Source organism: uncultured Ferrimonas sp., assembly GCF_947489035.1.
Taxonomy (GTDB): Bacteria; Pseudomonadota; Gammaproteobacteria; order Enterobacterales; family Shewanellaceae; genus Ferrimonas.
Genome location: NZ_CANLCI010000016.1, coordinates 80,714 through 97,623 on the forward strand (window position 1 = coordinate 80,714; position 16,910 = coordinate 97,623).

Consider the following 16,910-nt stretch of genomic DNA (forward strand, 5'->3'; position numbering starts at 1 on the left):
GCTCCTAATGGTTGTGGGCGCTAAAGCCCGCTTTGGCTTGTTGCGAAGCGATAAAGAAGGCGCCGTGGATCACCACTTGGCTGTGTTCGGCAATGCCGGCGATCAGGTTTTGCCCTTGCTGCCGCTGCAACACCTGCACCCGTTGTTGCTTAAATTGCTGGCCATCGGCGTCGCTGCCCACCAGCAGGTACACGCCCCAATCGCCATCGGGGGTGCGCACCAGCGCACTGTCGGGCAGCACCACGCCGGTTAACGCCGTTTGGGTAAAGTAGGCGCTGGCAAATTCGCCAACGTGCAGTTGGTGGTTGGGGTTGTCTAACCGCAATCGCACCGACTCGGTGCGGGTTTGTTGGTTCATTTGATGGTCGCGCCCAATCACCTGCGCGTTGTAGCGGCGCCCGGCCACTTCCACCACTGCGATATCGCCGAGGGCAATGGCGCTCAGCAAGGTGGCGGGCACCTGCGCTTCCACCCACAGCCCCGATTCATCGCTTAATTGCAGCAGCGGTGCGTGGGCAGCCAGATTCAGCCCCAACACCAGATCGTCGCGCTGCACCGTGCCTGCGATCGGCGCTAAGTAGGTGAACTCCCCTAAGGGGGTGTCGGGCTTGGTTAGCGCCTGAATCTGTGCGTCGGTCATGCCGATGGCGATCAGCTCTAACTGCCGAGTTTGCACATCAATCCGCGCTTGGCCAAAGCGGCTGGCGCTGATCGCTTGGCTGCCTAACTGCTGCACCCGTTGCCATTCCGCCAGCGCCAGCAAGTACGCGCCCTGCGCTTGCGCCAACTCACTGGACGCTAAGCGAAACAGCGGCTGCCCCGCCTGCACGCTGGCACCGGCGTTGCTGTAACGGGCGATCACTCGGGCGCTGATAGGCAACGCGATCTGCACCGTTTTGGCCGGATCGGCCACCAGCTGTGCCGCCGCCCGTCCTTGAAAACGAAACTCGCTGTGCTGCGCGGCTGCCAAGCTAACGTTAGCGAGCCGTTGCTGGATCGCGGTCAGCTCTACCACCGCGTCTTCGGCGTGATCCGCTGCGGCTGACGGCTCACCGTGTTCATCGTGCTCGTCATGCTCGTCATGCTCGTCATGCTCGTCAGCAGCGAAATGCACCTTGTTGCTGTGATCATGCGCTTGCTCAGATCCCTGTTGGTGGTGCGGCTCCAGTGAAGCGGCGCTGCCGGATTGCGTCAGCCCGGCGGGGCTGCAAGTCAGTAGCAGCGTTGCCAGCAGCGCCGCGGTAATGCGATTACTTTGAGTCTTCATGGTGATTCCTTTAACGCCGATGCTGCAGCCAAGTTTCCAGCTCGCCCCGAGCCGCCAGCAACGCTAACGCCGCCTGTTGCCGCTGGGTTTGCAGCTGTGCTCCGGCACTGTGGGTGGCCAGCAACTGTTGCTGCGCTTGCACAAAATTGGGGGTGGTCAGTTCGCCGCTGCGCCATTGCTTTTGCAGCAACGCTTGGCTGCTGGCCAGCGGCTGCAGCGCCAGCTGTTGCCACTGGCCGTAGTTGCTGGACAGCAGCTGCCACTGGGCGGTTAAACTCTCTAACTCGATACTCAGCCGCTGCTGGTGCTCGCTCAGTTGCAGCTCGGCCAGCAGCAACTGTTGCTGCGCTTGTTGCAGCTCTGCTTGGCCGCGATTTCGCAGCGCCAGCGGCACGCTGATCCCCAGATTGAGGCTTTGCTCGTTGCCGCTGTGTTTGACCCCTATCGACACGGTGGGATCCCACTGCTGCTGACCTTGGGTTAGTGCCATTTCAGCACGGGCGATCTGCACCGCTTTGTAGGCGGGCTGCAACGCAGGCAACCGTGGTGATATGGCGGTCGGCCCGCTTGGCAGCGAAATCTCATCCAGTTGGATTGGCAGCTGCCATAAGCTGCTGCCCAAGGCTTGCAACTGCCCTTGCTGCTGCAACAACGCTTGTTGGCTGTGACTGCGCTGAGCCAACAGCCGCGCTTGCTCTAGCTGCAGCAGCTGCAGATCCAGCGGAGCGACGTCGCCAACCTGCACTTTTTGGCGGGTCTGCTGCACCAGAAGCGCGAATTGCTGTTGCTGCTGGGCATGCCAGTTGTCTTGCTGCTGCGCCAAAGCCCATTGGCTGTAATGGTTGAGCAGTTGCAGCAACAGTTGATTGCGCTGCAACTGATGGCTGGCCTGCGCCTGTTGTGCTTGCAGCTGCGCCAGCCGCGTTTGCAGGCCGCGCTTGTCAGCCCAATCAATGGTTTGGCTGATCCCAAGCTGGTACTCGGCGGCGCCATCGCCGCCCATGTTTTCCACTTCAGCAGCCAGTTCAGGGTTGTACAGCGCTTGGCTGGCACGGTTTACGGCGAACTGTTGCTGCTGCAAAGCCGCAGCGGCGCTTTGCAGTTGCGGCAACTGTTGCAGCTGCGCCAACACCAATTGCGGCCAGCTGGGTACCGGCTCGACGGCATTCGGCTCGGGCGGAAGAGGCGCGGCAGCCACAGGCAGTGTTAAGCCAACGCTTAACGCCCAAGCCACCGCTTTAAAACGGGTTTTCATAATTTTGATCCTGGATCACGCCACGAAAGGCGCAGAAAGACGGCAGTGACTGCACGCAGCCACAACGGCAACAGCAGGATCAGGCTGTAGGAGGGGGAGACAGCTGGGGTAAATTGGGTGGGCTGTAGACTAAGGCCACGGCTGGGTGCATTAAGGTTGGCACCGCGATGGCGCTGCGAAATGCCGTCAACACGGTATACACAGCATGGTGGCAGCCGCACTGGGCGCACAGCTCAACGTCATTGGCGTGGGGATCGGCGCTGTTGGGTTGATCCAGATGGATCACGTTACTGGCATGAACTTGGTCGGCGTTGGCCACAGCGTCGCCGTGGCGATCCAAACTGGCACTGCCAAGCTGACCCACTATCACCAACATCAAAACCGCAATCCATTGCCGCACTGTTCTTTTTTACCCACCCAAGTTGTTAACATTCGCACCATACGCAGCCAACAGTTTGCCGTCAATACGTGAGCAACGTCACCGTTATCGCACCATGTAACGACGGTGAACGGGCTCGGGTTTGAGAGCGGGGCTTGGGGTTAAGCGTGAATTAACGAGGCATGGTGACGGCCTGCGTGTTGGAAACACCATTAATATTTATTATCAAATTAACAACACCTGATAATTTCAAAAGATAATTGGCCCGCCCTACACTGGCTCCATCAACGCACTGGAGCTTACATCATGCACAACAAATCGTTTCCTCGTACTTTTTCACACATTGGCATTTCGGTGCCGGATCTCGCCGCCGCCGTGACGTTTTACACCGAAGTCATGGGCTGGTACGAGATCATGGCACCGGCCACGGTAACCGAAGACGACAGCGCCATTGGGGTGATGTGTAATGACGTGTTCGGCCCAGGCTGGGGCAGCTTTAAAATCGCCCATTTGGCCACCGGCGATAAGATTGGCATCGAGCTGTTCGAGTTTCCCAATGCCGAAAACCCAGCGGATAACTTCGAGTTTTGGAAAACCGGTGTGTTTCACTTTTCGGTGCAAGATCCCGACGTTGAAGGCTTAGTCGAGAAGATCCTCGCCGCCGGTGGCAAGCAGCGCATGCCGATCCGCTATTACTATCCGGGCGAAAAGCCGTACCGCATGGTGTACATGGAAGATCCCTTCGGCAACATCGTTGAGATCTACTCCCACAGCTACGAGTTAACCTACTCGAGCGGCGCTTATTAACCCCCCGCGGGCCTCAATCCCAATCAAAACGGCCCCCCCCTTGGGGTGCCGTTGCGGTTGCATGCTGCGGGGGAGCCGGTGCCGTTATTGCTGCGCTAACTGAGTTAGGTGCTTGGCGATCGCCATCATCCCCGTTAACGCAACGCCGCCTTCACTTTCCGCTTGGCTGTTGTAGTTGGTGTTGGTGTTAACGTCGTAGCTGTAAAGGGTGCCATCTTTGGCGCGGATCACCTCGATGCCCGCCACATCAATGCCGCTATCGGCCAAAAACTGCAGGTGTTTTTTGATGATCGGCTCGGCGGCAAAACCATGATTGATGCGGAATTTGTTCTGCGGCTGCTCGCCCACGGGGCAGAAGCTATCGCCAATGCTGCACACGTCTGCCGGACACAGCTCGAAGCCTTGCTCGGTGGAAACATCGACCGCGTAGATAAATTCGCCGCCAACGTATTCGCAACGGGTAATGAACGGCTCTGCCGCTTCAATGTACTGCTGCAACAACCAGATCCCATCCAGCGGCTGTTCGTCGCTGTTGCTGCCAAGGTGCGCGGCCAGCGCGGCCAAGGTATCGAACTTATGCACCCCTAAGCCTTTGCCACCCCGGTTCGGTTTTAGGATCAGCGGCCATTGATCAAAGTCTTGGGCGGCAGCCACTAGGTTTGCTTCGCCCACCACTGCCCGAGTTTTCGGGGTACGGATGCCAGCGCGTTCTAAGGCGGCGTACTGCGAAACTTTGCACACTTCCAAATAGAGCGCATCAGTGCCATTGACCACGGTGCGATGGTGTTGCTCTAACCACGTCAGCGCCATGCGGGTCAGTTCTGGGGCAAAGCGGTGGCCCCGAGTGTGGGACGAGGCGCTCATGCGGTTGTAATACACCGCATCCGCTGGCACTTGATCCAGTGCAACGGCACCGGTATCCACAAACCATTCGTTGGCGTTTACGCCCAGTTCAGCAAAGGCTTGATGCAGCGGCACAACCCATTCTGGGTTTTCGTGCATCACGTAAATTGGTTTCATCGCGGTACTTCCTGTGGTGTCGAAGCGTCGATTACAGCACAGCCACCTTGGCTTTGCCCAAACGAGAAACTCGATTGACTGGCGCCGTTACTTTTTGCAGCTGCCACCACAACAATCGCCACTGGGGCGCCGTGCTGCCATCACCTTAACCAAAAAAGCCGCCCCAATAGCACTGGCCAGCGCCAGTTGCGGCCACCCTGCCCACCACAACAGCAACACCCAAGCCAGGGCACCGACAGCCACCCAGTAATGCGTTTTCATCTTGTTTGTATTCAATCTTAGGAACGATGGCCGATGATAACCCGTCACCTAAGTTTGGCAACGGCGCGTTAGCGCAGTAGCTTAGAGCGCGAACCCACAGCAAGGAACGCGGCATGACCACCATCAACTCAACCATAACGGCCGCCTTAGTGGCGCTGCTGTTGCTGCTTAGCGCCAGCGCGGGGGCAACGCTAAACAACAGCAAGTTACCCGCGATCAAAGCCCTGCAAGTACACAACCCTCACCTGCTCAGCAGCGGCTTGCCGATGCCAGCGCAATTTACCCAACTCGCCGAGGCTGGGGTAACGGTGATCATCAATTTGATCCCCACAGACAACCCCAACGCCTTAAACAACGAAGCCGAACTGGCGCACGCGGCGGGGCTGAAGTACCACCAGATTGATGTGGATTGGCAAGCCCCCAGCGCCGCCAATTACGACGCCTTTGCCGCGTTGATGCAGCAACACCAAGACAGCACCATCTTGGTGCACTGTCAGGCGAACTTTCGCGCTTCGGCTTTTGTTTATCTGTACCAGCTGCAGCAACAGGGCGTAGACGATCTCAGCATCTTGGCCCCTTGGGGGGATCTGCAGCAGCGTTATCAGCAGTACCCGCAGTGGCGCGAGTTTATCGATTTTATCCGTACACGGACGGAGTAAGGGCTTTTTGCTTGAGCATAAAATCAACGAACGCCTGTGCCACAACCGACAGGTGGTTGCGGCTGGGATAAACCAGATCGTAGGCACCTAAAAACGGTGGTGTGTCGGCAAACAGGCGCACCACGCGGCCGGATTCAATCATCTCCTGACAGGCGCTTTCATCCAACAGCCCGATCCCTTGGCCGTGCAGCACCGCCTGCGTCAGCAGTTCTAGGGTATTCACCAATAAGGTGCTGTTTTGCAGCAACGAGGGGGCCAACTCCCCCAGTGGCCCATTCCGCATGACGGTGCCATCGGGCAGCCTAAATCGCACCAAACGGTGCTGAGCTAATTCGGCCATGGTGTGCGGCTGGCCATGCAGACGCAGATAATCCGCCGAGGCAAAGTAGCTCAGCTGGGCGCTCAACAAGCGGCGCACCACAAAGCGACCATCAAGCGGATTGGGGCCGTTGATCTGAAACGCCACGTCCACTTGATGCTGGACAATGTCATCGTGCGTGGCACTGCAGCGCAGCTCTATGTTCACTTTCGGGTGCAGCTGAGCAAACTCAAAAATCAGCTCTTGCACCGGATCCGAGGCGGGCATCGGCAGCAACTGAATACGCAGCTGCCCTTCCAATTCATCCGGTACGGCGGTGATCGCCTCAACCGCCTGTTGCAGCTGCTGCACAATCGGTTTGGTGCTTTGATAAAAGCGACTGCCGTTTGGGGTAAGACTCAGCCGCCGAGCGTGGCGATAAAACAGCGCCACCCCAAGCTGTTGCTCTAACTGCTGTAGACGACGGCTTAAATGGGATTTAGGCCGTTCAAGCCGTTGGGCTGCCTGCACCAAGCTGCCGCTTTCGGCGATCAGGTGAAACACGCGCAGATCGTTATCGTTCATTAACCCTCCTCAGATCAGGCGGGGGACTATAACCGCCTTTCACCCCAACATCGTTGCAAATATTGCAACTCTAAATTGCAAACAAGCCAGTTTATTGAACGTTAAAAGCCACGTACCCTTGCCACTCTTTCTCGCTAGGAGCGTACTGATGGCGCTGATATTACTGTTTTGGTGGCACAGCGAAACCGTGCCGATGCAACCGCCAGTGCCGCCAACCACCCCATCGTGGTTTGAACAACACGCTCTGCGTTAACCGATTTTTGCCGAGATCCACTGCGGCGCTCACTGGGCTACTCATCAACCGGCCCAGATTTTTTTTCGATAAAACCAAAACGGATGGCCAAGGCCATCCGTTTGCGGTGCAAGTTGCATCCGTTGCTTAGGGTTGTCGCTACGCCGCCTCTACTTGGCGGTACAGCCAGCGGTTACGGAACGCCAAACTAAACCAGCGCAACGAATGGCTGATCAGCGCAGTCACCACGATGGCAAACACCAGTCGTCCCCAAAATAGGTAGACCAGATCGCCGCCGGTCACGGTCATCAGCAACATGTCTTCAATCACTCCGTGCAGCAGGTTCAGCAGCAGCACCGCTGAAAACAGATCCTGTTTCGAGATCCGCCCCGCCTTGGCTTCTTGCACCATTAAACCGCCGCCGTAAGCCAAGCCAATGGTGATCCCCACCATCGCTAAACTGGTGGCTTGTTTGCCAATCCCCATCAATTGCAGCAACGGGCTCAGCAGCTTCGTCAACAGCGCTTCAATCCCCAGCAGGTTGAGGATCCGCAGCGCCAGCAGCAACCCAAAGATGATCACCGCGATCAGCGCGAGGTTTTCAATTTGCTGCTGGGCCCACTCCAGCAGATCCGCCGGCGGGGGGGTGGACTGCCACAACAGCTGCGCGGTTTCTTGGCCGCTGCCGGTAAACTGGTAGTAGTGCATGGTTAGCCACGCCAACAACAAGCCGCCGCCCAAACGGCTGACTAAAATGGCCGCCCAGCTCATCCCCGCTTGGCGTGCAATCGCCCCTTCAATCGGCAAGCCGTGCGCCACTAAGCTCAGTACAAAAAGGGTGGTCATCTGCGCCACATTCAGTGACACATCAGCCGACACCAGCACCACCATGCCGCCATACATGTTGGTTAACAGCGTTGTTGCCCACACCAACCCCATTTCACCGGGCAAACCAATGCTGCCCATTAACGGTGATAACGCCTGCGCCAGCAGTTCAATCGCACCGCATTCTTGGGCGATTTTGATCAGAATTAGGATCGGGATCATGACCCGAAACAGGTTGCGGCAAACTTGGCCGACATCAATGAACAGTTGTTTGAAAAATAGGGCTAGCGCGGCCACGGGGGCTCCAAAATAAAGCTGAATACAGGGGGATAAAAGACAGACAAATAGTAGAGAAGCGCCAAGAAATTTAAATCGCAAAAACAGCAATAATGACGAAATAAATTTTGTATATTTCACCTGTAGTTAATTTTATTAAGTTTTGAGGCCAGTAATGGAATTAGATCGAATCGACCGACGCATTTTAATAAAACTGCAACACAACAATCGCATGACCAATGCCGATTTGGCCGCCGAGGTCGGGCTGTCTCCACCGGCTTGTTTGAAACGGGTAAAGCGGTTGCGCGACGAAGGGGTGATCATTGGCGATAAATCGTTGCTGAACCCAGAACTGATCGGCAATAAGTTAACGCTGATTGTGTCGGTCGAGATGGACCGCGATCGCGGCGAGATTTATCAGCAGTTTCGTAAGTCGATCATGAACACCCCGGAAGTAACCCAGTGCTACCAGATCTCCGGCTCCTACGACTTTATGTTGGTGATCTGCGTGGCCGACATTCAAACCTACGAAAATTTTGTTGAGCGAGTACTTCGCAGTGATTTCAACATCCGTAAATTCCACACGGCGGTGTGCATGCGGACAGTAAAGTTTTCCACCGAATACCACTTCAGCGAGTAACGCCTTTTGCGCCAATTTTGGCGCTGGCAAGCCAGTTAACCATCACATATGATTGAAGTTATCAATTTCAATTCAGCCCAAAATATGATGACCGATCGTTACGTTCTTGCCCTAGACCAAGGCACCACTTCCAGCCGCGCGGTGCTGTTTGATCAGCAAGGACAAGTGGTTGGCAGCGCCCAAAAAGAGTTTACCCAACACTACCCCCACAGTGGCTGGGTTGAACACGACGCCATGGAGATCTGGGCGGGGCAACGCGCGGTCATGACCGAAGTGCTGGCACGCTGCCACGTAAAGCACAATCAGGTGGCGGCGATTGGCATCACCAACCAGCGCGAAACCACGGTGATTTGGGATGCCGTCAGCGGTGAACCAATCCACAACGCCATTGTGTGGCAGTGCCGCCGCACCACCGAACAATGCCAGCAGCTGAAAGCCCAAGGGCTGGAAGAACACGTGCGCCACACCACCGGCTTGGTGATCGATCCCTATTTTTCCGCCACCAAAATTGCCTGGCTGCTGGACAACGTTGATGGCGCCCGTGAACGCGCCGAACGGGGCGAACTGCGCTTTGGCACCATCGACAGCTGGCTGCTGTGGAACCTGACCGAAGGCAAGGTGCACGCCACCGATCACAGCAACGCCGCCCGCACCATGCTGTACGACATCCACAACCACTGTTGGGACATCAAACTGCTGGAAGCGTTAGACATTCCGCTCAGTTTGCTGCCGCAGGTAAAACCCAGCCAATCGTTGTTTGGCCACGCCCAATTGGGGCCAACCACGGTGCCCGTGGCGGGCATGGCCGGCGATCAACAGGCGGCGCTGTTTGGCCAGCAATGTGTGGCGCCGGGCATGGCCAAAAACACCTACGGCACCGGCTGCTTTTTGTTGATGCACACCGGCACCAAACCGGTGCTCTCAAGCCACGGCTTAATCACAACCCTAGCCTGCAGCACTGACGATGAGATCCCCTACGCCTTGGAAGGTTCGGTGTTTATGGGCGGTGCCTGTGTGCAGTGGTTGCGAGATGAATTGGGCTTGGTGCGCCACGCCAGCGAGACCCAAGCAATGGCGCAAGCGGTAAGCGATAACGGCGGCACCTACTTAGTGCCCGCCTTTACCGGCTTGGGCGCCCCTTACTGGGATCCCGACGCCCGCGGCGTGTTGGTTGGCTTAACCCGTGGCAGCAACCGCAACCACATTGCCCGCGCTGCACTCGAAGCCATTGCCTACCAAACCGACGATCTGCTGCAAGCGATGCAGCAAGACGCCGAGCTCACCCTCACCGAACTGCGAGTGGACGGCGGTGCGGTCGCCAACGATTTCCTGATGCAGTTTCAAGCCGACATCAGCGCCACTGCGGTCACCCGGCCCAGCAACAACGAAACCACCGCCGCTGGCGCCGCCTATCTGGCCGGATTGCAGGTGGGATTCTGGCCAGATCGCCGTGCCTTGCAATCGCTCAACCCAGCAGAACGCCAGTTTCAGCCGCAAATGGCGCAATCGCAACGGCAGCAACTGCAACAAGGCTGGCAACAGGCATTGGCCCAGTGCCGCTTAAAATAGATGCGCGAAAATTGAACCGCCTCGCAAACCCAAAATCTGGGGCGCGCTAGGCTAGTACTCAGGTTGATGTGGACGCCCTCGCTACGGCGTTTTGGGCGATAAAATCAGGGAAAGTAAACCGCCATAATCAAGCGACGTTATCAGGATGCTGCGTTGGTCACAGGCTGACCGTCTAAACTTGACGCTGGATCAACAGACTCTTAATTTCAGCCGGTTAGGTGAATTCTCAGATATTAGGGTGGGTCATTAGTGGCACAACAGAACGGTTTGACCAGCGCCATTGCGCGGTTGCAGTTGCGGCTACAGCAACTGGCTCACACGCGCCCGCCTAGCCGCTGCATGCAACTGCTGGAATCAGTCGAGGCACCGCCGCTGTTGGCGTGGCTGGCCAGCCAACAGCAATACCCCAAGATCTACTGGCGCGGCCGCCGCGATGGCGAGCAGATTGCGGCCATTGGCGCCGCCCAAGATCATCACCTGCAACAGATGCCCGATGGCGAGCAGCTGGATCAGCTGTACGCCAGTTACCTGCGCTCCGATCCCGACAAACTGCTGCGGCTGTATGGCGGCGTGGCCTTCGATCCAGACCAGCCCGCTTGGCAACACTTTGGCCAAGCTCGCTTTGTCTTGCCGCGCTTAGAGATCCGCCAACAGGGCGAACAAGGGCAGCTGCTGCTGACCCTAACCGCCGAAGATTGGGACGACCAATTTGCGGCCGCCAAGCTGGCACTGGCACAGATCGCCCCGATTAAGCCGTTGCCGCCGTTGGCTCCGGCCCATGTGCTCAGCCAAACCCAGCACCCCAATCGCAGCCGTTGGCAAGATCTGATCGAGCAGGTCACCAACCCCAATTTTGTTGCCGACACCCCCAAAGTGGTGCTGGCACGGGAAACCCAACTGCACAGCAATACCCTGCCCAATCCGTGGACGGTCTTGCACAGCTGGGGGTTACTGAATCCCAGCAGCTATCAGTACGGGTTTCAATTTACCTCGGAACACAGCTTCATCAGCTGCTCGCCCGAGCGCCTGTATCACCGCCATGGCCGAGAACTGTCGACCGAAGCGTTGGCAGGCACCACCACCCGTGGCTTTACCGATGCCGAAGACGATGCCTTGGCCGATGCGCTGCTGCAAGACGGCAAGAACAGCCACGAAAATCAGCTGGTGCGTGAACACATTGAGCAGCAACTGCTGCCACTGTCGGAATACGTTGGCGCCGAAGAAAGCCCAACCGTATTGAAGCTCAACCACATTCAACACCTGCATCGCGACATTCGGGCAGAGCTAAAAGCCGGCGTAAACGACCTGCAATTGCTGCAAGCGTTGCACCCAACCCCTGCAGTGGGCGGCTTACCACGGGCAGCGGCGATGAACTTTATCCGTCAACGGGAAGGGTTTGAGCGCGGCTGGTATGCCGGGGCTTGTGGCTTTTTAGGCGCCAACGAAAGTGAATTTTCGGTGGCGATCCGCAGCGCCCGTTTTCAGCCTGGGCAGGTCACTCTGTTTGCCGGTGCGGGCATTGTGTCGGGATCGGTTGCCGCCGATGAATGGCAAGAACTGAATAATAAATTAACCACCGTACTGGGGATCCTCAACGGACTATGACCCACAGCGCCGATCTGAACCTGCTGTGGGCGGAACTGATTGTGACCGAGCTGCACCGCCTTGGTGTCCGCCACATCTGTCTCGCCCCTGGCTCTCGCTCAACCCCGCTTACCATGGCAGCGGCGGCCCACCCAACCCTGTGTCGCCACACGCATTTCGACGAACGCGGCTTGGCCTTCATGGCGCTGGGGCTGGCAAAATCCAGCCATGCGCCGGTGGCGATCATCACCACCTCCGGCACGGCCGTTGCCAACCTCTACCCCGCCATCGTCGAGGCCGCGCAAACCAACATACCGCTGGTGATCCTCAGTGGCGATCGCCCACCCGAGCTGATTGATTGCGGCGCCAACCAAGCCATTGTGCAACCGGCCATCTTTGCCGATTACGCCAGACGCTTGGATCTGCCTGCCGCCGATCTGAACCTGCCCCCGCAGGCGCTGTTGGCGCAGCTGGATCACGCCATGGCGGATCTGCAGCAACCGCTGCACATCAACTGCATGTTCCGCGAGCCGCTGTACCCCGATGGCAGCCGCAGTGATTTCAGTGACTACCTCGCGCCGATAGCCCAGTGGCAGCAAGATGAGCAACCGTGGCAACACCTGCCCGCGTTGCAGCAACACGCCTTACCAACCCCGGCACAGCTGCAGCACTTGGCCCAAGGCAAAGGGGTGATTGTGGTGGGCACCTTGGGCCCAGAACAGCAGCCACAACAGTTACTGCAACTGGCCAAACAACTCGGCTGGCCGATATTGGTTGACGCCCAATCGCAGCTGCGCCAGCACCCCGATGTGATCAACCACATCGATCAGCTGTTCCATCTGCCCAATGCCAAGCGGATCTTGGCGCAAGCCGATACCCTGCTGTGGTTTGGCAGTCGCTTGCTCTCCAAACGGTTACTGCAATTTATCGATCAACAGCCGTGGCGCACCTTGTGGCACTGCCTGCCGCAGCGGCGCAATCTGGATCCAAGCCACCTGCGGAAAACCAGCTTCTGTGGTGACATCAGCGCCTTTGCCAGCCTGCCCTGGCCAAGCTCAGCACAGGCGGATTGGGCTGCTGCCCTTTACCCGTTAAATCAGCAATTAGAGCAACACTTTAGCCAGCACCAACAGGGGCGCTTAACCGAGATGGCGGTGGTACGCAGCCTCTCGTGCTATGCCGATCAACGCCACAATCTGTTCATTGGTAACAGCCTGCCAATCCGCTTGTTTGATCTGCTCGCCGCCGTTAAAAACGAGGCCGCAACGGTGTTCACCAACCGCGGAGCCTCCGGCATCGATGGCCTGATCGCCAGCTGTTGTGGGATCAGCCGTGGCAACGGTAAGCCAACCATCATGCTGATTGGCGACATCTCTGCACTGCACGATCTCAACTCCTTGGCGTTGGCTCGCCACAGCAGCCAACCGCTGCTGATCATCGCACTCAATAACGACGGCGGCAGCATCTTTAATATGCTGCCGGTGGCGGATGAACAGCTAAAACAGGATTACTACCGTCTTGGCCACGGCCTCAATTTTGCCCACGCAGCCAAGCAGTTTGAACTAGGCTACCAGCAACCCCAAAGCCTGACTGAGTTTACCGAACAGATGCACAACGCCATCAACGGCACCGGCGCAACCTTGATTGAAGTTGTGGTGCCAGCGGATGAATCCGCCCAGATGATCAAAGCTTGCGCGGCGCAGCTTCGTGGCTAAGCGACTGCATTGTCGCCGCTGGGGCGACCAAACCAAGCCAACCTTGGTGCTGCTGCACGGTTTCATGGGCAGCAGCTTAGAGTGGATCCCCTTTGCTGAGCCATTGGGCAAGCGTTGTTATTGCCACGCCTTCGATCTGCCCGGCCACGGCCAAAGCAGCCAGGTTCAGGTGGAAACCAGCCCCGCCTTTGAGGAAGTGGTCGATCTGCTTCTTGCTCAGATCCCAGCGGGTTCCTTTCACCTATTTGGTTACTCTCTGGGTGGGCGCATTGCCCTGCACATTGCCCAACGCTGCCCCGAACGATTGTTAAGCCTAACCTTGGAATCCGCCAATCGCGGCATCCTCACCGAAGCGGGCAAAAAGGTGCGACTGCAAGATGATCAGCAATGGCAACAGCTGATGGCCACGCAAGGAATGGCGGCGTTTCTGCAGCAATGGTATCAACAGCCGGTGTTTGCCGACATGAGCAACGAACGCCGCCAAAGCATGATCATCCAACGCCAAGGCAACAGCCCCAGTGCCTTAGCCGCCATGTTTTTAGGCACCAGTATGGGCCATCAACAAGATATGGCGCAGCTTGCCGTACCCACCCTGTTGATGACCGGTGATCGCGACAGCAAATACACCCAGATGGCGCAGCAGTGGCCCAGCGATAAGTTGCAGCACCGGCTTATCGAACACGCGGGCCATAACATCCACGCCCACCAGCCGGGGGAGTTTCTTGCTACACTGCTGAGCCAACTTACTTGAACAGCAGCAGCCATGAGCGAGATCGAACTCAGTCGCCAACAAAAACAACAGATTGCCACCGAGCTACAACGCTATTGTGAGCGTGAATTTGAACTCGATATCGGTCAGTTTGAGGCGGAATTTCTCCTCGATTTTATGGTGAAATTGGTGGGGCCCGAGATCTACAATCGCGCCCTAACCGATGCCGCCGCTACGATGGAAAATCGGCTGAATGATCTGCGCGACGATCTGTATCAAATCGAGCAGCCGAGCCAGCTGCGATGATCCCAACGGCGCTGTATCGCTACCGCAATCCCCTTGCGACCAGCCTCACCTTTGCCGGCCAAACCTTAACTCAGCGTGACGGTTTGCTGTTGAAGTTTACCCACAATGGTCACATCGGTTGGGGCGATTGCGCGCCGCTGCCGGGGTTTTCCCACGACAGCTTGGATGCCAACCAGCAGGCACTGCAGCGCTGGTGCCAACAGGGCGGCGCCATCGAATCGCTGCCCGCCGCAGCCCAGTTTGCCATCAGCAGCGGCCGCTATATGGCGCGCCAGCAGTCGCAACGGCCCTCAGCGGGCTGCGCCGCTCCGGTGCCACTATTGCACGGCAGCACGGCGCACATATTGGCTCAAGCTCAGAACAGCCAACCGCGCACCGTAAAGCTCAAATTAGCGCGCAACCCTTTGACTGAAGAGATCGCACTGGTGCAGCAGCTGCAACGCCGCCAACCAAGGCTGCGCTTACGCATCGACGCCAACCAAGGTTGGAATGTGGAACAGGCTTGCGCCTTTGCCAACGCCGTCGATCTCAGCCGCATCGATTACGTCGAAGAGCCCTGTCTGGCGCTGACCGATTCCTTGCAAGTGCATCAACGCAGCGCCATGCCATTGGCCTTGGATGAAACCACCCAACAGCCCAACTACCGTTATCAAACTCATCCAGGAGTGGTCGCGCTGGTCTTAAAGCCAACCATTCTCGGCCACATCAATAAGCTCCGCGCCATCATCAGCGCGGCGGCGGCCGATGGGGTCGCCTCGGTGCTGTCGTCCAGTTTTGAAAGCAATCTGGGGTTATTGGCGCTGGCCAGCTTGGCCGGTGAATTTACCCCTCAACATGACGCTGGGCTAGATACCCTGACTCCCCTTTACTACGATCTATGCCAGCCCAACCCGTGGATCGCTTCCCGACCACTGCTGCGTGAATCCCAACTGGAGCCACTATGGCCTTAATTCTCTGCCCGCTGCAAAGCGCCGCTCGTCGCTGGGGCGATGCCATCGCCATTGATGGTCACGGCCAGCAACTGAGTTATATGCAACTGGACAGCCGCGTTACTGGGCTGTGCAACGACTTACGCAAACAAGGGGTAAACAGCGGCGATCATGTCGGTTACTGTGCCGATAACAAAGTTGAAGCTGTGGTACTGATGTACGCTTGCTTTCGCTTAAATGCCGTTTTCATCCCACTGTCTACCCGTTTCCCTGCAGCGCAATTGCAGCAACTGCTGGAGCAGCTCAACATCCGGTTCCTATACCACGATGATGCTGCAATCAATGGCATCACCAGCCTGCAACTGCCACAAAATGACGGCGAGCAGTTGTGGCGATTTGATGCCAGCGTACCGGCAACGATGGTGCTGACCTCAGGCTCCAGTGGCCAGCCTAAAGCCGCAGTTCATAACCTGCTGCAACAGATGGCAGCAGCCGAAGGCAGCTTCGATCAAACGCCACTGACCGTTGGTGATCGCTGGTTATTGTCGCTGCCGCTGTACCACATCGGTGGCATGGCCATTCTGTTTCGCTGCTTGCTTAGTGGCGCGACCGCAGTATTGCCGCAGCACAAAGCAGCCGAAGATTGCCTGGCTCCGCAACAGATCAGCCATGTGTCGATGGTCGCAACGCAAGCCCAACGACTGTTGGCCAAATCCGATACCAGCGAGCGTGTTGCATCACTGCGAGTCGTGCTGCTGGGTGGCGGAGCAATTCCAGCCCAGTTGGCGGATCTGTTTGCCACTTACTCGCAACTGCGCGCACTCACCAGCTACGGCATGACCGAAATGGGCTCGCAGATAACCACCGGCGTAGCCAACAACCAAGGCTTAGCTGGCTTTCCATTGGCAGGGCGCCAAATACGCATCAATGAAGACAGCGATGTGATTGAAGTGAAAGGCGATTGCCTATTCATGGGCTACTACCAACGTGGGCAGTTGCAGCAGCCCTTTGATCGGGACGGCTGGTTTGCCACCAACGATCGTGGTCAGTGGATAGGCGAACAACTGAAGATCATCGGTCGCGCCGACAACATGTTCATTAGCGGGGGGGAAAACGTACAACCCGAAGCCATTGAAGCAGTAATAAGCCACTGTAACGGGGTTAAGCAGGTGATTGTGGTGCCCATCGACGACTCTGAATTTGGCCAGCTACCCGTAGCTATCGTTGCCGGAGATTACGACCAAGTCGCCCTAGAGAAGCGCTTAAATAAGAAATTAGCCCGCTTTATGCGTCCACGGCAGTTTCTCCGCTGGCCGAACAACAACGACAACACTGGCATCAAAGTGAACCGCCAAGCGATGATGCGTTACGCCCAACAACAGTTAGCCTGTTAACAACAAAAGCCCCCAACAGTGTCTGATCAGGCAGCAATCGTGTACTGATCAGACCCTTTCTGCGCCAATCCGCAATAATTATCCCAATGCCAGAAACGAAAAAAGCCCTGTCCAAAGGACAGAGCTTAATCGAAAGATGGTGCTAATACCCAGAGTCGAACTGGGGACCTCACCCTTACCAAGGGTGCGCTCTACCAACT

17 protein-coding genes are annotated in these 16,910 nt (G+C 57.3%); 11 read left to right on the plus strand and 6 right to left on the minus strand.

Annotation, left to right across the window (positions count from 1 at the left end):
• Positions 1 to 4: 4 nt before the first annotated feature.
• From Q0796_RS11300 to Q0796_RS11310, 3 genes are all read right to left on the minus strand, one after another.
• A complete protein-coding gene (locus Q0796_RS11300) occupies positions 5 to 1,267 on the minus strand; it encodes an efflux RND transporter periplasmic adaptor subunit (protein ID WP_298443103.1) in 1,263 nt (420 codons plus the stop codon).
• A gap of 10 nt (positions 1,268 to 1,277) precedes the next feature.
• Positions 1,278 to 2,522, minus strand: a complete 1,245-nt coding sequence (locus Q0796_RS11305) for a TolC family protein (protein ID WP_298443106.1) — start codon at positions 2,520 to 2,522, stop codon at positions 1,278 to 1,280.
• 79 nt (positions 2,523 to 2,601) lie between these two features.
• Positions 2,602 to 2,898, minus strand: a complete 297-nt coding sequence (locus tag Q0796_RS11310) for a hypothetical protein (protein WP_298443109.1) — start codon at positions 2,896 to 2,898, stop codon at positions 2,602 to 2,604.
• 309 nt (positions 2,899 to 3,207) lie between these two features.
• On the opposite strand from Q0796_RS11310, the gene Q0796_RS11315 reads away from it, so the two are divergent.
• Positions 3,208 to 3,708, plus strand: coding sequence for a lactoylglutathione lyase family protein (locus tag Q0796_RS11315; RefSeq protein ID WP_298443111.1), 501 nt, complete (start codon positions 3,208 to 3,210; stop codon positions 3,706 to 3,708).
• 84 nt (positions 3,709 to 3,792) lie between these two features.
• Here Q0796_RS11315 and Q0796_RS11320 read toward each other — a convergent pair whose 3' ends face one another.
• Complete coding sequence (locus Q0796_RS11320; protein WP_298443113.1) at positions 3,793 to 4,728, minus strand: alpha-L-glutamate ligase; 936 nt, start codon at positions 4,726 to 4,728, stop codon at positions 3,793 to 3,795.
• A 16-nt stretch (positions 4,729 to 4,744) separates the two neighbouring features.
• Between Q0796_RS11320 and Q0796_RS11325 the strand changes: the two genes are divergently transcribed.
• The gene (locus Q0796_RS11325) at positions 4,745 to 4,978 is read left to right on the plus strand and encodes a hypothetical protein (RefSeq protein WP_298443115.1); all 234 of its coding nucleotides are present in this window, start codon (positions 4,745 to 4,747) and stop codon (positions 4,976 to 4,978) included.
• A 124-nt stretch (positions 4,979 to 5,102) separates the two neighbouring features.
• Complete coding sequence (locus Q0796_RS11330; RefSeq protein ID WP_298443118.1) at positions 5,103 to 5,648, plus strand: protein tyrosine phosphatase family protein; 546 nt, start codon at positions 5,103 to 5,105, stop codon at positions 5,646 to 5,648.
• Here Q0796_RS11330 and Q0796_RS11335 read toward each other — a convergent pair.
• Together Q0796_RS11335 and Q0796_RS11340 are read right to left on the minus strand one after the other, a co-directional pair.
• Positions 5,626 to 6,531 carry a LysR family transcriptional regulator gene (locus Q0796_RS11335; protein WP_298443120.1) on the minus strand — a complete coding sequence of 302 codons (906 nt, stop codon included), beginning with the start codon at positions 6,529 to 6,531 and terminating at the stop codon, positions 5,626 to 5,628. The two genes, Q0796_RS11330 and Q0796_RS11335, sit on opposite strands and share 23 nt — an antisense overlap.
• A gap of 391 nt (positions 6,532 to 6,922) precedes the next feature.
• The gene (locus Q0796_RS11340; RefSeq protein WP_298443122.1) at positions 6,923 to 7,885 is read right to left on the minus strand and encodes a hypothetical protein; all 963 of its coding nucleotides are present in this window, start codon (positions 7,883 to 7,885) and stop codon (positions 6,923 to 6,925) included.
• Between the two features lie 154 nt (positions 7,886 to 8,039).
• On the opposite strand from Q0796_RS11340, the gene Q0796_RS11345 reads away from it, so the two are divergent.
• The 8 genes from Q0796_RS11345 to menE all read left to right on the plus strand — a co-directional run bounded on the left by Q0796_RS11345 (position 8,040) and on the right by menE (position 16,710).
• On the plus strand, positions 8,040 to 8,504 hold the full coding sequence (locus tag Q0796_RS11345; RefSeq protein ID WP_298443124.1) for an Lrp/AsnC family transcriptional regulator: 465 nt from the start codon (positions 8,040 to 8,042) through the stop codon (positions 8,502 to 8,504).
• An 87-nt stretch (positions 8,505 to 8,591) separates the two neighbouring features.
• Positions 8,592 to 10,073 carry a glycerol kinase GlpK gene (glpK, locus tag Q0796_RS11350; RefSeq protein WP_298443145.1) on the plus strand — a complete coding sequence of 494 codons (1,482 nt, stop codon included), beginning with the start codon at positions 8,592 to 8,594 and terminating at the stop codon, positions 10,071 to 10,073.
• A 249-nt stretch (positions 10,074 to 10,322) separates the two neighbouring features.
• Positions 10,323 to 11,678 carry an isochorismate synthase gene (locus Q0796_RS11355; protein WP_298443127.1) on the plus strand — a complete coding sequence of 452 codons (1,356 nt, stop codon included), beginning with the start codon at positions 10,323 to 10,325 and terminating at the stop codon, positions 11,676 to 11,678.
• The gene (gene menD / locus Q0796_RS11360) at positions 11,675 to 13,372 is read left to right on the plus strand and encodes a 2-succinyl-5-enolpyruvyl-6-hydroxy-3-cyclohexene-1-carboxylic-acid synthase (protein WP_298443130.1); all 1,698 of its coding nucleotides are present in this window, start codon (positions 11,675 to 11,677) and stop codon (positions 13,370 to 13,372) included. The genes Q0796_RS11355 and menD overlap by 4 nt, the downstream gene beginning before the upstream one ends.
• The gene (menH, locus tag Q0796_RS11365) at positions 13,365 to 14,123 is read left to right on the plus strand and encodes a 2-succinyl-6-hydroxy-2,4-cyclohexadiene-1-carboxylate synthase (protein WP_298443133.1); all 759 of its coding nucleotides are present in this window, start codon (positions 13,365 to 13,367) and stop codon (positions 14,121 to 14,123) included. Before menD ends, menH begins: the two co-directional genes overlap by 8 nt.
• A gap of 12 nt (positions 14,124 to 14,135) precedes the next feature.
• Positions 14,136 to 14,387 carry a DUF2164 domain-containing protein gene (locus Q0796_RS11370; protein ID WP_298443134.1) on the plus strand — a complete coding sequence of 84 codons (252 nt, stop codon included), beginning with the start codon at positions 14,136 to 14,138 and terminating at the stop codon, positions 14,385 to 14,387.
• The gene (gene menC / locus Q0796_RS11375; protein WP_298443136.1) at positions 14,384 to 15,337 is read left to right on the plus strand and encodes an o-succinylbenzoate synthase; all 954 of its coding nucleotides are present in this window, start codon (positions 14,384 to 14,386) and stop codon (positions 15,335 to 15,337) included. Before Q0796_RS11370 ends, menC begins: the two co-directional genes overlap by 4 nt.
• Positions 15,328 to 16,710 (plus strand): o-succinylbenzoate--CoA ligase, encoded by a 1,383-nt coding sequence (menE, locus tag Q0796_RS11380; RefSeq protein ID WP_298443140.1) that lies wholly within the window; start codon positions 15,328 to 15,330, stop codon positions 16,708 to 16,710. Before menC ends, menE begins: the two co-directional genes overlap by 10 nt.
• The last annotated feature ends 200 nt before the right edge of the window (positions 16,711 to 16,910 follow it).